The sequence below is a fragment of the Streptomyces sp. NPDC040545 genome, from assembly GCF_055595065.1.
Window position 1 is genome coordinate 99,947 of the sequence record NZ_JBVIWA010000004.1, and the last position, 15,251, is coordinate 115,197.

At 71.5% G+C, this 15,251-nt stretch carries 14 protein-coding genes; 5 read left to right on the top strand and 9 right to left on the bottom strand.

Annotated elements, in window-relative coordinates:
• Nucleotides 1-4: 4 nt before the first annotated feature.
• From ACZ573_RS10970 to ACZ573_RS10990, 5 genes are all read right to left on the bottom strand, one after another.
• Entirely contained in the window at nucleotides 5-1,015 is a 1,011-nt protein-coding gene (locus tag ACZ573_RS10970; RefSeq protein WP_471302010.1) for an LLM class F420-dependent oxidoreductase, read from the bottom strand.
• Nucleotides 1,016-1,118: 103 nt separating this feature from the next.
• A complete protein-coding gene (locus ACZ573_RS10975) occupies nucleotides 1,119-1,943 on the bottom strand; it encodes a hypothetical protein (protein ID WP_471302012.1) in 825 nt (274 codons plus the stop codon).
• A gap of 153 nt (nucleotides 1,944-2,096) precedes the next feature.
• Nucleotides 2,097-3,092 carry an N-acetylmuramoyl-L-alanine amidase gene (locus ACZ573_RS10980; protein WP_471302015.1) on the bottom strand — a complete coding sequence of 332 codons (996 nt, stop codon included), beginning with the start codon at nucleotides 3,090-3,092 and terminating at the stop codon, nucleotides 2,097-2,099.
• Between the two features lie 89 nt (nucleotides 3,093-3,181).
• Nucleotides 3,182-3,823, bottom strand: coding sequence for a class I SAM-dependent methyltransferase (locus ACZ573_RS10985; protein ID WP_382536382.1), 642 nt, complete (start codon nucleotides 3,821-3,823; stop codon nucleotides 3,182-3,184).
• Nucleotides 3,824-3,918: 95 nt separating this feature from the next.
• The gene (locus ACZ573_RS10990) at nucleotides 3,919-5,760 is read right to left on the bottom strand and encodes a serine/threonine-protein kinase (protein WP_471302019.1); all 1,842 of its coding nucleotides are present in this window, start codon (nucleotides 5,758-5,760) and stop codon (nucleotides 3,919-3,921) included.
• Nucleotides 5,761-5,967: 207 nt separating this feature from the next.
• Between ACZ573_RS10990 and ACZ573_RS10995 the strand changes: the two genes are divergently transcribed.
• The 3 genes from ACZ573_RS10995 to ACZ573_RS11005 are packed head-to-tail and all read left to right on the top strand — an operon-like array spanning nucleotide 5,968 to nucleotide 8,666.
• A complete protein-coding gene (locus ACZ573_RS10995) occupies nucleotides 5,968-6,816 on the top strand; it encodes a helix-turn-helix domain-containing protein (protein ID WP_471302022.1) in 849 nt (282 codons plus the stop codon).
• On the top strand, nucleotides 6,776-7,042 hold the full coding sequence (locus tag ACZ573_RS11000; protein ID WP_471302025.1) for a DUF397 domain-containing protein: 267 nt from the start codon (nucleotides 6,776-6,778) through the stop codon (nucleotides 7,040-7,042). The genes ACZ573_RS10995 and ACZ573_RS11000 overlap by 41 nt, the downstream gene beginning before the upstream one ends.
• Before the next feature lie 34 nt (nucleotides 7,043-7,076).
• Nucleotides 7,077-8,666 (top strand): serine/threonine-protein kinase, encoded by a 1,590-nt coding sequence (locus tag ACZ573_RS11005; RefSeq protein ID WP_471302029.1) that lies wholly within the window; start codon nucleotides 7,077-7,079, stop codon nucleotides 8,664-8,666.
• Nucleotides 8,667-8,975: 309 nt separating this feature from the next.
• Here the strand turns inward: ACZ573_RS11005 and ACZ573_RS11010 are convergent, their stop codons facing one another.
• The 4 genes from ACZ573_RS11010 to ACZ573_RS11025 all read right to left on the bottom strand — a co-directional run bounded on the left by ACZ573_RS11010 (nucleotide 8,976) and on the right by ACZ573_RS11025 (nucleotide 11,699).
• Nucleotides 8,976-9,266, bottom strand: a complete 291-nt coding sequence (locus tag ACZ573_RS11010) for a hypothetical protein (protein WP_471302031.1) — start codon at nucleotides 9,264-9,266, stop codon at nucleotides 8,976-8,978.
• Between the two features lie 264 nt (nucleotides 9,267-9,530).
• Nucleotides 9,531-10,397, bottom strand: coding sequence for a hypothetical protein (locus tag ACZ573_RS11015; RefSeq protein ID WP_471302034.1), 867 nt, complete (start codon nucleotides 10,395-10,397; stop codon nucleotides 9,531-9,533).
• A 93-nt stretch (nucleotides 10,398-10,490) separates the two neighbouring features.
• Complete coding sequence (locus ACZ573_RS11020; RefSeq protein WP_471302037.1) at nucleotides 10,491-10,868, bottom strand: peptidase inhibitor family I36 protein; 378 nt, start codon at nucleotides 10,866-10,868, stop codon at nucleotides 10,491-10,493.
• A 207-nt stretch (nucleotides 10,869-11,075) separates the two neighbouring features.
• Nucleotides 11,076-11,699: a histidine phosphatase family protein gene (locus ACZ573_RS11025; RefSeq protein WP_471302040.1), complete on the bottom strand. Its 624-nt coding sequence runs from the start codon at nucleotides 11,697-11,699 to the stop codon at nucleotides 11,076-11,078.
• A gap of 140 nt (nucleotides 11,700-11,839) precedes the next feature.
• On the opposite strand from ACZ573_RS11025, the gene ACZ573_RS11030 reads away from it, so the two are divergent.
• Together ACZ573_RS11030 and ACZ573_RS11035 are read left to right on the top strand one after the other, a co-directional pair.
• Nucleotides 11,840-13,972 (top strand): acyl-CoA dehydrogenase, encoded by a 2,133-nt coding sequence (locus ACZ573_RS11030; protein ID WP_471302043.1) that lies wholly within the window; start codon nucleotides 11,840-11,842, stop codon nucleotides 13,970-13,972.
• Between the two features lie 12 nt (nucleotides 13,973-13,984).
• On the top strand, nucleotides 13,985-15,196 hold the full coding sequence (locus ACZ573_RS11035) for a lipid-transfer protein (RefSeq protein WP_471302046.1): 1,212 nt from the start codon (nucleotides 13,985-13,987) through the stop codon (nucleotides 15,194-15,196).
• The last annotated feature ends 55 nt before the right edge of the window (nucleotides 15,197-15,251 follow it).

The window sequence follows — 15,251 nt, forward strand, 5'->3', positions numbered from 1 at the left end:
GGCCTCAGTTGTTGAGTTCCGCCAGGACGCGCAGGGTGTGGGGGTCCGGGGCCGTCAGGAGGAGGTCCGTCACCGGGCCCTTGCGCCAGAGGTCCAGGCGTTCGGCGATCCGTTCCCGGGGGCCGATGAGCGAGATCTCGTCGGCGAACTCGTCCGGTACGGCCAGGACGGCCTCTTCCTTGCGGCCCGCGAGGAACAGCTCCTGGATGCGGCGGGCCTCCTCCTCGTAGCCCATGCGGGCCATCAGGTCGGCGTGGAAGTTGCGGGCCGCGTGGCCCATGCCGCCGATGTAGAAGCCGAGCATCGCCTTGACCGGGAGCAGTCCCTCCGATACGTCGTCGCAGACCTTGGCGCGGGCCATCGGCGCGATCATGAAGCCCTCGGGGAGGCCGGTGAGGGAGGCCTGGTAGACGTCGGTGCGGGTCGGGGACCAGTACAGGGGGAGCCAGCCGTCCGCGATGCGGGTCGTCTGGGCGATGTTCTTCGGGCCCTCCGCGCCCAGGAGGAGGGGGAGGTCCGTGCGGAGGGGGTGGGTGATCGGCTTGAGGGGTTTGCCGATGCCGGTGCCGTCCTCCCCGCGGTACGGGTGCTGGTGGAAGCGGCCGTCGAGAGCGACGGGGGCCTCGCGGCGCAGCACCTGGCGGATCACGTCCACGTACTCGCGGGTGGCCGTGAGCGGGCTGGAGGGGAAGGGGCGCCCGTACCAGCCCTCGACGACCTGGGGCCCGGACAGGCCGAGGCCGAGCATCATCCGGCCGCCGGAGAGGTGGTCCAGGGTCAGGGCGTGCATGGCCGTGGCGGTCGGGGTGCGGGCGGCCATCTGCGCGATGGCCGTGCCGAGGCGGATCCGCGAGGTGTGCGCGGCGATCCAGGTCAGCGGGGTGAAGGCGTCCGAGCCCCAGGCCTCGGAGGTCCACACCGAGTGGTAGCCGAGGTTCTCGGCCTCGGTGGCGAGGTCGAGGTGGGCGGGGGCGGGGCCGCGGCCCCAGTAGCCGAGTGCGAGTCCGAGGCGCATCTGCGGTCCCTTCAGAATCTGACGAGGCGTCAGGTGACTGTAGGGCAACGGCCCCCCGCCCGGAAGGGCGGGGGGCCGTCGGCTCGGTCGGTCCGGGTGGCGGTCAGCCGCGCTGGATGCCCGAGGTGTCGTTCAGCACGCCGCGGCGGCCGTCCTGGGTCTGGGCGATCAAAGTGGCCGCGCCACGCTGCTCGACGGCCAGGTACCAGGTGCCCGGGGCGAGCTCGGCGATCGGGGTCGGGGAGCCGTCCTCCCCGTAGAGGGGACGGGCCACCGGCACCGCGAACCAGAACGGCGTGAAGTCCGCCGCCGGGGCCGGGGCCGGGGTGTGCTGGGAGTCCTGCGGACCGGGACCCGGGGCCGGGTTCGGCGTGCCGCCGTACGGCGGGACCGGCTGCGGCGTGGAACCGTACGGGGTCTGCTGCCCGCCCGGGTAGCCGTACCCGGCACCCGGCTGGGGCTGGCCCGGCTGGCCCGCGTACGGCGGGACGGCGGCGGGGCGCGGTTCCGGGACGAGCTGGCCGGCGAGCGCCGGGATCTTCGCGCCGGCCACGGCCACACCGGCCAGGGCCAGCGTGGCCAGGAGGGCGAGGATGGAGCCCGCGCCCAGGTCGAGCAGCTGCGGGCACGCGATGAGCGCCCACAGCGAAGACCAGGCGGCGGAGACGGCGAGCACGGTGCCCCACGCCGTCAGCGGCAGGCCGGCGAGCTTGCGCTCCGGCTGGAAGCGGGACGCGATCAGCAGGCCGGCGGCGATGAAGCCGAGCAGGAAGATGCTGGGGAGCGTCAGGTGGTTGGAGTCAAGGTCCCACACGCTCGGCCGGTCGATACCGGTGGCGGAGTAGAAATCGGGGAACGAGGCGATGAACAGCAGCGCCGCTGCTCCGATCACCACGCCGTCGCCTCGAGTGAGGGAGCGGATGTTCACGTCTCAGGTGTCCTTCTCGGTCTCGGTCGTCGTCTCGTGGTGCCACGGTCGCAGAACGTGTCTGCAGCAGGGCGGGCTGCACCATGGTACGGAGGTTTCCGACGGCCGAGATGATCGGGTCGGCGGGTGGTCCCGCCGGACTCCCGAGGGGGACTACCCGCCGAGGAAGCCGACGATGCCGTCCGCGATGCCCTGAGCCGCCTTCTGCCGCCACTCCGGACTCGTCAGCTGCGCCGCGTCCTTGGCGTCACGCATGTTGCCGCATTCGATGAACACCTTGGGCTGAGTTGACAGGTTCAGTCCGCCGAGGTCGTCACGGACGACCAAACCGGTACCGCTGCCCAGGTAGTTGGCGGGGGCGGAGCCGGTGGTGCGGGCGAAGTTCCCGGCGATCCGCTCGCCCAGCTCCCGGGACGGTCCGACGATCTTCGCGGTGTCCGCGGCGCCGCCCTTGACCTTGGCCGGGAGGATGATGTGGAAGCCGCGGTTGCCCGCCGAGACCCCGTCGGCGTGGACGGACACGACGGCGTCGGCCTTCGCCTCGTTGCCGATGCGGGCGCGCTCGGTGATGCAGGGCCCCCAGGGCCGGTCCGCCTGGTGGGTGAGGACGACCTTGGCCCCCTGCGCCTCCAGCGCGGTCCGCAGGCGGCGGGAGACGTCGAGGGTGAAGTCCGCCTCCTTGTAGCCGGCGTTGGTGGTGGTGCCGGTGGTGTCGCACTCCTTGCGGCCCGTGCCGATGTCGACCTGCTGGTCGATCTCGTCGGTGTGCTCGAAGTTTCCGGCGTTGTGGCCGGGGTCGACGACCACGGTCCTGCCGGTGAGCGGGCCCTTGGCGGGTGCGGGTGCCGCCGCGGTGGTGCTCTGACCGGCGCTGGGGCTCGTACTCGCGCTCTCGCTCGGGGTGGAGCCCGGCTTCGCGTCCCGCTGGCCCGGCGACAGGGCCGAGTGCGAGGAGGACTTCGGCGCCGAGCGGGACGGCCCGTCGGACCCCGGCCCGGCGAACGCCTGGGTCAGGACCCAGCCCGCCAGCGCGGCCGGGGCGAGCGCGGCAACCCCGACGACGAGCGTGGAGCGTCGGGTGAACCAGGACCGGTCCGGGTCGATGGACGAGCCGGACTCGGGGGGCGGGGGACTGTTGTCGTTGCGCACGCCGCGATGCTAGACCGCTGCGCGGTTGCCCGGCCGGACCCTGAGCCATCCGGGGGCGTGGTGTGATTGTCAGCCTGCCGCTTGTCGGCTCAGATGCCCGCGCCCGTACGCCGCAGCACGCGCAGCGAGTCGGTGACGGAGATCTCCTCGAAGGCGCCGGAGGCCAGAGCCCGCAGATAGATCCGGTACGGGGCCTGGCCGCCGTCGGCCGGGTCCGGGAAGACGTCGTGGATGACGAGCGTGCCCCCCTCCGCGACGTGCGGGGCCCAGCCCTCGTAGTCGCCGCTCGCGTGCTCGTCCGTGTGGCCGCCGTCGATGAAGACGAAGCCGAGCTTGCCGCCCCAGGCGGCCGCGACCTGCGGGGACCGGCCGACGATCGCGATCACGTGGTCCTCCAGCCCGGCCTTGTGGAGGGTCCGGCGGAAGGTCGGCAGGGTGTCCATCAGCCCGACCTCCGGGTCCACGACCGTCGGGTCGTGGTACTCCCAGCCCGGCTGCTGCTCCTCGCTGCCCCGGTGGTGGTCGACGGTGATCGCCGCCACGCCGGCCTCGCGGGCGGCGTCGGCGAGCAGGATGGTGGAGCGGCCGCAGTACGTGCCGACCTCCAGCAGCGGCAGCCCGAGCGCCCCGGCCGCGGTGGCCGCCTCGTACAGGGCGAGGCCCTCGCGTACGGGCATGAACCCCTTGGCGGCCTCGAAGGCGGCGAGGGTCTCCGGCTTAGGGGTGGCCATGGTTCCTCCGGCGGTGATCGTGTGTGGCGGCCCATGGTGCCTTACCCGCTGGTAGGACGCTACGGCCGGGGGTGCGCTCGTACGCCGCCGCCCGGTCAGCGGCCGAACAGCCGGGACAGGCCGCCCGTCCCGCCCGTCCCTTCGGCCCGCCGCTGTTCCCGTACGGCCCGCCGGAAGTCCGCCCGGGTGTCGGAGACCTCCTGGGCCAACTCCTGCATGCCGGGGAGGAAGGGGAGCCGGCGCAGCAACGGGTTCAAGTGCGCCAGGGCGGCCGCCGGATCGCCCGCCTCGCCGATGGCGCGGAGCACCCGGTGGGCCACTTCCGGATTGCCGCGCTCGGCGAGTTCGGCGAGGTCGGGGAAGAGCCGCCAGTACAGGAGCGCGGCGCCGGCGATGTCGCCGACCAGCCAGGCGTCGTGGGCCAGCCTGCGCCGCACGTCCAGCAGGACCGGGCTGTCGGCGGTCAGCGCCCATTCCAGGTCGGGCAGCAGCGGCCCCAGCCAGGCGCGCTCGCTCAGCGCGCGCTCCCGGCTGCGCGCGTCCCACTGGCCGTCGCGGGCGTGGGCACCCCGGTGCATGGCCGACGCGAGGTGGTAGCGGGCGGTCAGCGTGACCAGGGCGTGCGTGCCGAACACCCGCGCCGCCTGCTCGACGATCTCGCGCAGCTCCTGCTCGTGCCGGCGGCCGTCACCGGCCCCGAAGGCCGCAGCCTCCCCGACCCAGGCGGCGCGCCCGGTGATCGTGTCCGGGTGGTCCAGGCCCAGGACCCGCACCATGCGCGGCAGCAGGCGTTCCAGATCGATCGTCCTGGACGGTCCCGGGACCCGCATCACGCGGTGGTAGGCGGCCCGCACGGTCAGGGCGTCCTGCGCGCCGAGCTCCTCGGTCAGGTCGTCGGTCAGCATGCGCAGCCGTTCCACGACGTCCGCCGGTTCGTCCTCCAGCAGCTGCGTCAGCCTGCGCTCCAGCATCGCGCGGACCGGATCGGCGGCCGCGGTGTGCACGGTGGGGGCGTAGGACGGCGGGGGCGGGAAGGACACCGCCGGTGCCGGCACGGGTTCGGGTGCGGGGGCGGCTGCGGGTGCGGGTGCGGGGGCCTCGCTCCGGGCGATCTCCGCCAGCCGCCGGGACACCTCGGCCGCGTCCGCGGGCCGGTCCGCCGGGTCCTTCGCGAGCAGCTCCAGTACGAGGGAGTCCAGCGCGGCCGGCAGCCCCGCCCGCAGCGAACTCGGCGCGGGCGGCGCGGTCGTGAGGTGCTGGGCGAGCAGCTCGTGCATCTCGCGCGCGGCGAAGGGGCGGGTGCCGGTCAGCAGTTCCGTCAGCACGCAGCCCAGGGCGTACAGGTCGGCCCGCCCGTCGACGGGCACGCCGTTCGCCCCGCCGGTCCACCGCTCGGGAGCCATGTACGGGAAGGAACCGATGATCATGCCGGTGGCCGTCAGCCCCGTCGTGGTGGTGGCGGCGCCGGCGGCGCCCCCGGCCTTGGCGATGCCGAAGTCGAGCACCTTCGTCAGCCCGCCGTCGGTGACCATCACATTGGCCGGCTTGACGTCCCGGTGGACGATCCCGGCGGTGTGGGCCGCCCCCAGCGCGTCCGCGATGCGCCCGGCCCACTCCAGGGCGTCCGCGAGCGGCGGTACGCCGGCTTCCAGCACGTCGGCCAGGCTGCGGCCCCGGAGCAGCTCCATGACGAGGTAGACGGCGTTGCGCCCCTCGCGCTCGGTGCGCCCGAAGTCGTGGATGGTGGCGATGTTGGGGTGCGCGAGGTTCCCGGCGAGGCTGGCCTCCCGCTCGAAGCGGCGGGTGTCCTCCGGCGTCTGCGGATATCCGATCTTGACGGCGACCTGGCGGCCCACCCGGCTGTCCTCGGCCCGCCACACCTCGCCGAAGCCGCCCCGGCCGAGCAACTCGGCCAGCGCGTACCGGTCTTCGATCACTTCCCGCACCTGCCAGGCCCCCGTCACCCCAAGATCAGTTCGGCAGAGCATTATCGCCGCATGCGCGCGGAGCGACCGACGACCGCTTCTGACCGACCGTGACCGAGTGTGTGATTCCCACCACCGGAGCGCATCCGGCTGATTACGCTCGGCGACAGGGCGGAACGAACGCCGAACGCACAGCGTGAACTTGGGGGTGACCACCTCATGGTCAAGATCCGCGAGCTCGATCCCAGCGCCTCGCCGCTGGACTACTACGGCTACGAACTGCGGCGGCTGAGGGAGCAGGCGGGCCTGAAGCAGGCGCAGCTGGGCGAGATCATCTTCTGTACGGGCTCCCTGATCGGCCAGATCGAGACGACGAAGCGCGTCCCGACCCGGGACTTCTCGGAGCGGGTGGACGCGGCGCTGGGCACCGGCGGGGTCTTCTCGCGGCTGGTGGGGCTGGTACTGCGAAGCGTGCTGCCGACCTGGTTCCAGCCGTACGCGGAGATGGAGGCCCGGGCCACGTATCTCTCCACCTATCAAGCGCAGTTGGTGGATGGACTGCTGCAAACGGAGGCGTACGCGCGGGCGGTGTTGGGGGTGTGGAGTGAGGGCGATCTCGACGCAAAGGTGGCCGCCCGGATGGATCGTCAGCGAGTACTCGACCGCGAGATCCCGCCGCTGATGTGGGTGGTGATGAGCGAGGCCGTGCTGCACCAGGAGATCGGCGGCCGGGACGTCATGCGGAACCAACTCGCCCATTTGTTGGCGCAGCAGAGGCGACAGTGGGTCCAGGTGCAGATCCTGCCTTTCGAGGCAGGCGCCCATGCGGGGCAGCCAGGCTCATTCAGCCTCATGCGGTTCGACGATGACCCGGACCTTGTCTATACCGAGGACTTCGTACAGGGCCATATGACGGCCAATCCGCAGGCTCTCAGGGAAGGTTCGCTCCGTTACGATCACTTGCAGGCAGCCGCGCTCTCCGTGGAGGCATCGGCGGTCCGGATCGCCCGAGTAATGGAGGAACGCTATGGAGATCATCCAGAGTCTGACGGGCGCACGATGGCGTAAGTCCTCGTACAGCTCTGACACCGGCGGCCAGTGTGTCGAGTGCGCGCCGCTCGGTGACACCGGCTGGCTCAAGGCCTCGTACAGCAGTGACACCGGCGGTGATTGCGTCGAGATCGCCGCTCAGCCGTGCCGTGTCGCCGTCCGGGACTCCAAGAACCCCGAGGGGCCCGTATTCACCGTCCACCCCGCGGCGTTCGAGGCCTTCGTGAAGTCCCTCTCGGTATGATCCGCTCCCTGACGACGGGGAGGGAGTCGGGGGAATGGAGCGCGTAGGACCGGCCGGTCCGACGCACGTGGGGCCGTTCAAGGTGGCAGGCGTGCTCGGGCAGGGAGGCATGGGGCGGGTACTGCTGTGCGCGGGGCCTGACGGGCGGCTCGTCGCCGTCAAGCAGGTGCTCGCGCACTTCGCCGACGACGAGGACTTCCGGGCCCGGTTCCGGCGCGAGGTCGCGGCCTCGCGCAAGGTCTCCGGTGCCTATACGGCGGCCGTCATGGACGCCGACCCGGACGCGCCGACACCGTGGCTGGCCTCGGTGTTCGTGTCCGGGCCCTCACTCGGGGCCGTGGTCAAGGCGGACGGCGTGCTGGAGGAAGCCGTCGTCCACCGGCTGGCGGCCGGCCTCGCGTCGGCGCTCGCGGAGATCCACCGGGCAGGGCTGATCCACCGGGACCTCAAGCCCGACAACGTGCTCCTCACCGAGGACGGCGTACGCGTCATCGACCTCGGCATCGCGCGGGTGACCGAGGGCGAGGCCGAGGGCGACACCGGGCTGACGCGCACCGGCTGGGTGATCGGTTCGCCCTCCTTCATGTCGCCCGAGCAGGCCGAGAGCAAGCCGCTGACACCGGCGAGCGATGTGTTCTCGCTCGGTTCGATGCTGGTCATGGCGTTCACCGGCAGCAGCCCCTTCGCCGGGGCCTCGACCCTCCGGACGCTCTACGACGTGGTGCACTCCACCCCCGACCTGAGTGCCGTGCCCGACGGGCTGCGCGGGATCGTGGAGCGCTGCCTGGCCAAGGACCCGGCAGCCAGGCCCACCCCGGCGCAGCTGCTCGAACTCCTCGGGCCGGTCGCTCCGACAGGTCTGCGGTGGCCGCCCGCCGTGTACCGGATGCAGGCCGCGCAACGGGCGGACATCGACCGGCTGCTGTCCGCCGACACGGCGACCGTGGTGGCGCCGCCGGAATCGCTCCCCGAGCCGGAGCCGGAGCGGGAGGCCGAGCCCGCCGTGGTGGTGGAGCGGGCGGCTGATGCCACGGAGTCCGCCCCGCCGTCCGAGCCGGCGCCGACCCCGATCCGGAGGCGGTCGCGGACCGTGGCCCTGGTGGCCGCCGGAGTGCTGGTGGCGACCGGCGTCGGTGTGGCTGCGTACACCCTGGACCATGCGGCGGCGAAGGGCGCCGATCCCGCGGCCTACGCCGACGTACCGGCCTGCCAGAAGGCCACCCAGTACATCTCGCTGACCGGGCGGGATGCCAAGGAGGACTTCCACAGCGCGAACAAGACCGGGGTGCAGACGAGGTGCGCCTGGTACGACCCCTCGGCCGGTCGGCAGACCGCGCTGGTCCGGTGGGACGTCAAGCGGGGCGGTGACGACGGGGCCAACGCGAGGCTCCAGCAGGCCGGTTTCGCCACGGCCGCGGCCGGGGGGAAGCGGGTGAACAACCTCGGGTTCGGCGACGGGGCGTACTGGGAGCCCGCCGGCAGTGCCGAATGGACCTGCGCGCTCTCCGTCCGGCACGGCAATCTGGTCGTCTGGGTCGGTCTCTACCAGCCCGGGGGCTGTGAGCAGAAGGCCAAGGAGGTCGCCAAGGCGGCGCTGAAGCCCGTGCCGGTCACATCCGGCTGAGAACCGTCCCGGTCCCGCACAGATCACCGAGAGAAGAGCTCTTCCACGTCTGCACACGGCACGTCTGGGTGCTGATCCGCTCTGACCCGCGCCGCCTCCTGTTCCTTGGGGCGCCAGGGGTACGTGATCCGCTGTCACCGGGTCGGCGAACCGATCCGCGCTGCGGTCCGGCCTGGTGTTCTGCGAGAGAGCGCGGCCCTGCGGAGCATCGCCGGGGCGGCTTGACCCGAGGGGCCGGAAGGCAGTGATCTCGTTGGTTTTGCCGCCCACCTCGCAGCTGGGCGGTGCTGTCGCGGATCGGCTCTTGAATCAGCCGTTCACGGCGTTGGACAGCGATCCTGCGACCACCAGGAAGGCGACGACCGCTGCGAGACCGACCCCTAGCATGGCTGCCACCTTGCCGGCAGTCGGCAGCTGTGTCTTGGCGATCTTCACGTTGGTGACCATGCCCAGCGCGCCCAGCCCACCGCCGATCGCACCGCCTATGAAGAGCAGTCCCAGCGGGAGCAGGGAGAGGACCACCTGCCACGGGGCGAGTCCGTCGAAAAGCTTCTTCTTGGTGGGCGGCGTAAGGGGGTCGACCTGCGGCGACTTTGACATGGCTGGTCCTTCCGATGCGCCGAACGTGCGCAGTCGATTCAGGGTGGGAGGGCGCGAGATGGCGCGTCCGAGCACAGGGTGCCCCGCAGGACGCATCGCACGGATGTTCGTGATCGTATCGACTTGATGCCGTGCGGGCATGCGTCGCGTCGGCATCCATTCGGGCACGATCTGCGCACGCCTGGCCGGCCTGGTGTTTGAATCGCCATCAATCCGGACGCATCCGGTCGGTCGGCTGAAGCCGACCGACGCACCCCGGCCGGGCTACTGGCCGGTCGCCGCCTTCGCGGCGGACATGGCTTTCTGTTTGGCGAGCAACGGCCCTGCCAAAGCGGCCGAATTGGACTCGATCAGGAACCGCTGGTATTCACTTTCGGCGTCGGACCATATGCCGATCAGGTTCACCTTCTGCTTGCACCGTACGTCGGCGAGCGCCACTTCCTTCTCGTGGGGGCCGGCAGATGCGCCACTGAATTCTTTGTCGTTGATTGCGGCGAGGGGGTCGGGGTAGATGTGTCCGGATTCCTTCATGCAGTTCGACCATTCCTCGGTCGCTTTCACCACCGCGGGAGCCTTCTGTGACTTCGTGTAGCTTTCCATGTTGAGCTTGTGGGGAAGGTTCAAGGCGTCCTGCAGTTCGACCTCGTGAAGTTCCCTCTGCACCTCTCCGATGCATCCGCCTTGCGGTACGGGTGCGCCGTTGTACGTGGTCACGTCGCCCCGGACGAGCGGCATGACCGACGATGGATAGTCTTCGGCCCGTTTGTCCATGTCGGGCACGTGATATCCGTGTTCCTTCGCGAGTTCCGCGTCGGCCAGGCCGTAGCGACGCTCGTTCGTTTCGATATCGGCGTTTCCCGGAGCTTTAGGGGTATATGGGACGCCGAATCCGGTAAGGCACCGCTGCATGAGGGAATCGCGCCCGCGGGCGAGCGTGCCCGCGTCGTTCGTCGTCAGCAGGTATTCGTCCAGTGGCAGCGCGAGGGCCTTGCTGTCGGCGAGCCGGTGCGCCGCCGTCGGGCCTGGGGTTTCGCCGGGACCGGTGGTGTCGGCCGTGCAGGCGGACAGGAGCGGGAGCAGGAGCAGGAGCACCGCCATACCGGCACACGCTCTGGAGGAAGGGGTGGTCACGTTCACAGGTTTCCTCTACAGGTGGCAAGGAAGGGTGCTCCGCAGCCGCGACGGCGGTTGCGAAACACCCTTCCCCGGATTAGGTGCCGATGCTCAGCAGATCAGGTCCCTGACGGAAGCGTTGTTGTTGTACGTGTTCACAAGGTTCCGGGACGTGTGAGCCGGAACTGTGTCGTACGGGCCGGCGTAGTTCGAGTTGTAGTAGACCCGGTAGCAGTAGTTCGAGGCATTCTGGGTCGACGCGGCATTGTTCTTCACCGGCTCGCCCTCACCGGTGGCCCACGTGGTGAATATTTCCCCGGCGAGATTGGGCACGTCGCCGTCCGTGAACCACCGGGCGCCGCCCTGGTTGGAGTTGTAGTAGAGGCAGAAAAAGCCGGTCTGGCAAGCGTACGCGCTGGCCGGGGTGGCCATTCCGAGCGTTACTGCGGCTGAGGCAACCAGGAGTGCCAGGGTCCGCTTCATGCGCATGGTTCATCCCCCTACGTAGTGGCGTTCTTGCCGACGCCAAATCGGGCGCCACGAAGGGGAGTTACTTCCCGAAAGCGGCACGCTCGGACCCAGGCCGGCCGTGTCCACGCCGACTATAGTGAACGGCCCATGGGTACTCAACAGCCCGTATAAAATACCCAGTTGAGGCGAAGCGGACTCGTTGGGGCCCTCCAACTGCGGGTGTACTCAGATGTGCAACTCGGCCGGGAAGCCGGTCCAGCGCAGTTCGGCCGGCAGGTGCCGCATGTCGTTGGAGAAGAGGACGGATGCTGGCCGGCCGGGCGCGTATCGGATGACCGTCAGGGCGGCATTGCCGTGGTTGAGGCCGAGCCAGCGCCATTTCGGCGCGTACATGGCCTCCCGGACGAGCCAGGCAACCAGGAAGTTGTGGGTGACGACCAGTTCGTGCCGGTCCTCCGTGCCGTCCACCGGCCCGGTGAACAGGTCCATCGCCCGGCGGGTCAGTGCGGGTCCGTTCTCCCGCTCCTCGGCGCTCGCACCGGCGAGGAAGTCGAGGTAGTAGTCGGCTGATTCCGCCGGGAGTTCCTCCCTGTCCGGCAGGTAGGGGACGTAGTCACCGGCGGCCTCCGAAAGGTGCAGGGGGACGTCCGTCAGCTGGTCGCCGATCAGGCGTGCCGTCTGCTGAGCCCGGGGCAGCGGGCCGTGGTGGACGGCCGTGAGGGGGACGTCCCGCAGGCGCCGGCCGAGGAGTGCGGCCTGCCGGCGGCCCGCCTCGGTGAGCCCGCTCTCGTCCGGTGAGGCCTCGCCGTGCCGGGCGAGGTAGAGGTATCGGGTGGCCGTGCCGGTCATTCCAGACTCCTTCGAACCCGTAATCGATCTTGTCCATCGATGGACGCCGCCGCTTCCGGCTCCGGTTCCCGCCCCGTGGCCGCCGAATGACCCCCCATCTGACCTTCCGTCAGATTGGAACGTGTTCTAGTCTGCCGCGCATGGGCATCGGAATCACGCAGGAGCAGCGCGAGTTGGCCGAGGCGGTGCGCGGGTGGGTCGCGCGGGCCGTGCCTCCCGAGGAGGTCCGCAAGCTGCTCGACACCCCGCCGCAGACCGGCGCGCGGCCCGCCTACTGGGACGCGCTGACCGCGCAGGGGCTGCTCGACCCGCACCTGGACGGCGGCACCCTGCTGGACCTCGCCGTCGTCGTCGAGGAGACGGCCCGGGCCGCGCTGCCCGGGGCGTACCTGCCGAGCGCGCTGGCCTCCGTACTGCTGGAGCGGGCCGGCGCCGAGCCGCTCGGAGGCCGGGTCGGGGCGGTCGCGCTCGGGCCGGGGACCCTGACCGCCGTCGCCGTCGAGGGCGGCGGCCACCTGCTCGACGGACTCGCCCCGCCCGTCCTCGGCGCCGGGGAGGCCGACCTGGTGCTGCTCGCCGCCGAGGCCGCGGACGGCACCCGCTGGTTCGCCGTGGACGCCGCCGCGCTGGACATCCGTACGCACGACAGCGCCGACCCCACCCGCCCCACCGCCGAGGTGCGGGCGCGCGGGGTCGTCACCGCCCCGGACCGGCTGCTGGCGCTGGACGCGGCCCTGGTCCGCGACCTGGCCTGCACGCTCTTCGCCGCCGACGCCTGCGGCACCGCCGCCTGGGCGCTGCACACCGCCGCCGAGTACGCGAAGGTGCGCGAGCAGTTCGGCCGGCCCATCGGGCAGTTCCAGGGCGTCAAGCACCTGTGCGCCGACATGCTGGTCCGGCTGGAACAGGCCCGGGCGCTGGCCTGGGACGCCGCGCAGGCGATGGACGAGCCCGCCGACGTGCGCGCGCTGGTCGCCGCCCTCGCCGCCGGGACCGCCCTGGACGCCGCCTACTCCTGCGCCAAGGACTGCATCCAGCTCCTCGGCGGGATCGGCTTCACCTGGGAGCACGACGCCCACATCTACCTGCGGCGGGCGCTGGTCGCCCGCCAGCTGCTCGGGCCCGGCGACGGGCACCGCGTACGGGCCGTGCGGTGCGCGGCGGGCGGTGCGCGGCGCGAGCTGCGCCTGGAACTCCCCGCGGAGGCCGAGACGTACCGCGCGAAGGCGCGCGCCGCCATCGAGGACGCACGCGGGCAGGATCCGGCCGCCGCCCGGCGGATCCTGGCCCCGACCGGCTACGCGGCGCCCTACCTGCCGCCGCCCTACGGGATCGGCGCGGGCCCCGTCGAGCAGCTCGTCATCCAGCAGGAGCTGAGCGCGGCCGGCGTGAAGGTCGCCGACCTCGGGATCGCCACCTGGGTGGTGCCCTCGCTGCTCGCCTACGGGACGCCCGCCCAGCGCGAGACGTACCTGCTGCCGACCCTGCGCGGCGACGTCACCTGGTGCCAGCTCTTCTCGGAGCCGGGCGCGGGCTCCGACCTGGCCTCGCTGCGGACCCGGGCGGAGCGGCGGGAGGACTGCTCCTGGAAGGTCAACGGCCAGAAGGTGTGGACGAGTTCCGCGCACAGCGCCGACTTCGGGATCCTGCTGGCCCGCACCGACCCGGACGCCCCCAAGCACAAGGGGCTCGGCTACTTCGTCGTCGACATGAAGAACACCCCCGGCATCGACGTCCGGCCGCTGAAGGAGATCACCGGCGAGGCCCTCTTCAACGAGGTGTACTTCGACGACGTGGAACTCCCGGCGGACGCGCTGGTCGGCGCGGCGGACGGCGGCTGGAAGGTGGCCCGCAACACCCTCGGCAACGAACGCGTCCACATGGCCGACCAGATGACCTTCGACACCGGCCTGGAGGCGCTCCTCGCGCGCGCCGCAGACCTCGACGGCACGTACCGGGCGCGGATCGGCGCACTCGCCGCCGAGGCGCACGCCCTGGCCTGCATCGGGCTGCGCACCACGCTCCAGCAGGTGTCGGGGCTGGAGCCGGGCGCGGGCGCCTCCGTACGCAAGCTCGTCCAGACCCCGCACCAGCAGCGGACCGCCGAGCTCGCGCTCGAACTGCTGGGGCCGGCGGGCGCGGTGCGGGAGGGGGCGGGGGAGCGGGCGGTGCACGGGATGCTCATGTCCCGCTGCCTGACCATCGCCGGGGGCACCACGCAGGTCCAGCTCAACGTCGTCGCCGAGCGGATCCTCGGCCTACCCAGGGACTAGGAGTTGTCGGGCATGAAGTCGTACATCGTGGGCGTCGGCATGACGAAGTTCGAGAAGCCGGAGTCGCGGGACTGGCAGTACTGGGACATGGTGCGGGAGGCTGGATCGGCGGCGCTCGCGGACGCGGGCATCGACTACGGACTGGTCGAACAGGTCCCGGTGGGCTACTGCTTCCAGGCCTCCACCGCCGGCCAGCGGGCGGCGTACGAGCTGGGGCTCTCCGGGGTGCCGGTCTACAACGTCAACAACAACTGCGCGACGGGCTCGACGGCGCTGATGATGGCGCGGCAGTTCGTGCAGGGCGGGATCAGCGACTGCGTGCTGGCGCTGGGCTTCGAGAAGATGAAGCGCGGCGCGCTGGGCGGGGGAGCGGACGGGGGTGCCCGCGGCGGAGCCGCTGATGAATCCTTCACGACCTCGCCGGTGGCCCGGCACTACGGAATCATGGCCGCGGGCCACGGCTTCGAGATGTCCCCGCCCACGGCGCAGATCTTCGGCAACGCGGCGCGGGAGCACATGGAGCGGTACGGGACCACGGCCGCGCAGCTCGCGGCGGTTGGCGCCAAGAACCACCGGCACTCGGCGAACAACCCGAACGCGCAGTTCCAGGACGTGTACTCGGTCGAGGAGATCCTGGCGGCGAAGGAGATCCACGCACCGCTGACGAAGCTCCAGTGCTCGCCGACCTCGGACGGCGCGGCGGCGGCGCTGGTGGTGTCCGAGCGGTTCCTGGTGCGGCACGGGCTGCACGACAAGGCGGTGGAGATCGTCGGCCAGTCGATGACGACGGACACCGAGGCCTCCTTCGCCTCGGGCTCGTGCATCGACGTGGTCGGCAAGCCGATGACGGCGGCGGCGGCCCGCCAGGCGTACGAGGCCTCGGGGCTCGGCATCGAGGACGTGGACGTGGTGGAGCTGCACGACTGCTTCTCGATCAACGAGCTGCTGACGTACGAGGCGCTGGGCATGTGCGAGGACGGCGCCGCCGGGAAGCTGGTGGAGTCGGGCGCGACGACGTACGGCGGGCGGTGGGTGGTGAACCCCTCCGGCGGGCTGATCTCCAAGGGGCACCCGCTGGGGGCCACCGGACTGGCGCAGGCCGCGGAGCTGGTCTGGCAGCTGCGCGGCGAGGCCGGTCCGCGGCAGGTCGAGGGGGCGCGGGTGGGGCTCGCGCACAACATCGGGCTGGGCGGCGCGGCGGTGGTGACGCTGCTGCGGCGCTGACTCCGTCAGGGCCGCCTGCGCGGTCTCCCCATCCAGCAGGGTGGGGAGACCGCAG

Excerpts from the sequence above, each read along its gene's own strand:
- ACZ573_RS11005 (WP_471302029.1), top strand. The coding sequence starts at position 7,077 with ATGGAGCGCGTAGGACCGGCCGGTCCGACGCACGTGGGGCCGTTCAAG.
- ACZ573_RS10995 (WP_471302022.1), top strand. The coding sequence starts at position 5,968 with ATGGTCAAGATCCGCGAGCTCGATCCCAGCGCCTCGCCGCTGGACTAC.
- ACZ573_RS11020 (WP_471302037.1), bottom strand. The coding sequence starts at position 10,868 with ATGCGCATGAAGCGGACCCTGGCACTCCTGGTTGCCTCAGCCGCAGTA.
- ACZ573_RS11010 (WP_471302031.1), bottom strand. The coding sequence starts at position 9,266 with ATGTCAAAGTCGCCGCAGGTCGACCCCCTTACGCCGCCCACCAAGAAG.
- ACZ573_RS11030 (WP_471302043.1), top strand. The coding sequence starts at position 11,840 with ATGGGCATCGGAATCACGCAGGAGCAGCGCGAGTTGGCCGAGGCGGTG.
- ACZ573_RS11035 (WP_471302046.1), top strand. The coding sequence starts at position 13,985 with ATGAAGTCGTACATCGTGGGCGTCGGCATGACGAAGTTCGAGAAGCCG.
- ACZ573_RS10985 (WP_382536382.1), bottom strand. The coding sequence starts at position 3,823 with ATGGCCACCCCTAAGCCGGAGACCCTCGCCGCCTTCGAGGCCGCCAAG.
- ACZ573_RS10970 (WP_471302010.1), bottom strand. The coding sequence starts at position 1,015 with ATGCGCCTCGGACTCGCACTCGGCTACTGGGGCCGCGGCCCCGCCCCC.
- ACZ573_RS11000 (WP_471302025.1), top strand. The coding sequence starts at position 6,776 with ATGGAGATCATCCAGAGTCTGACGGGCGCACGATGGCGTAAGTCCTCG.
- ACZ573_RS11025 (WP_471302040.1), bottom strand. The coding sequence starts at position 11,699 with ATGACCGGCACGGCCACCCGATACCTCTACCTCGCCCGGCACGGCGAG.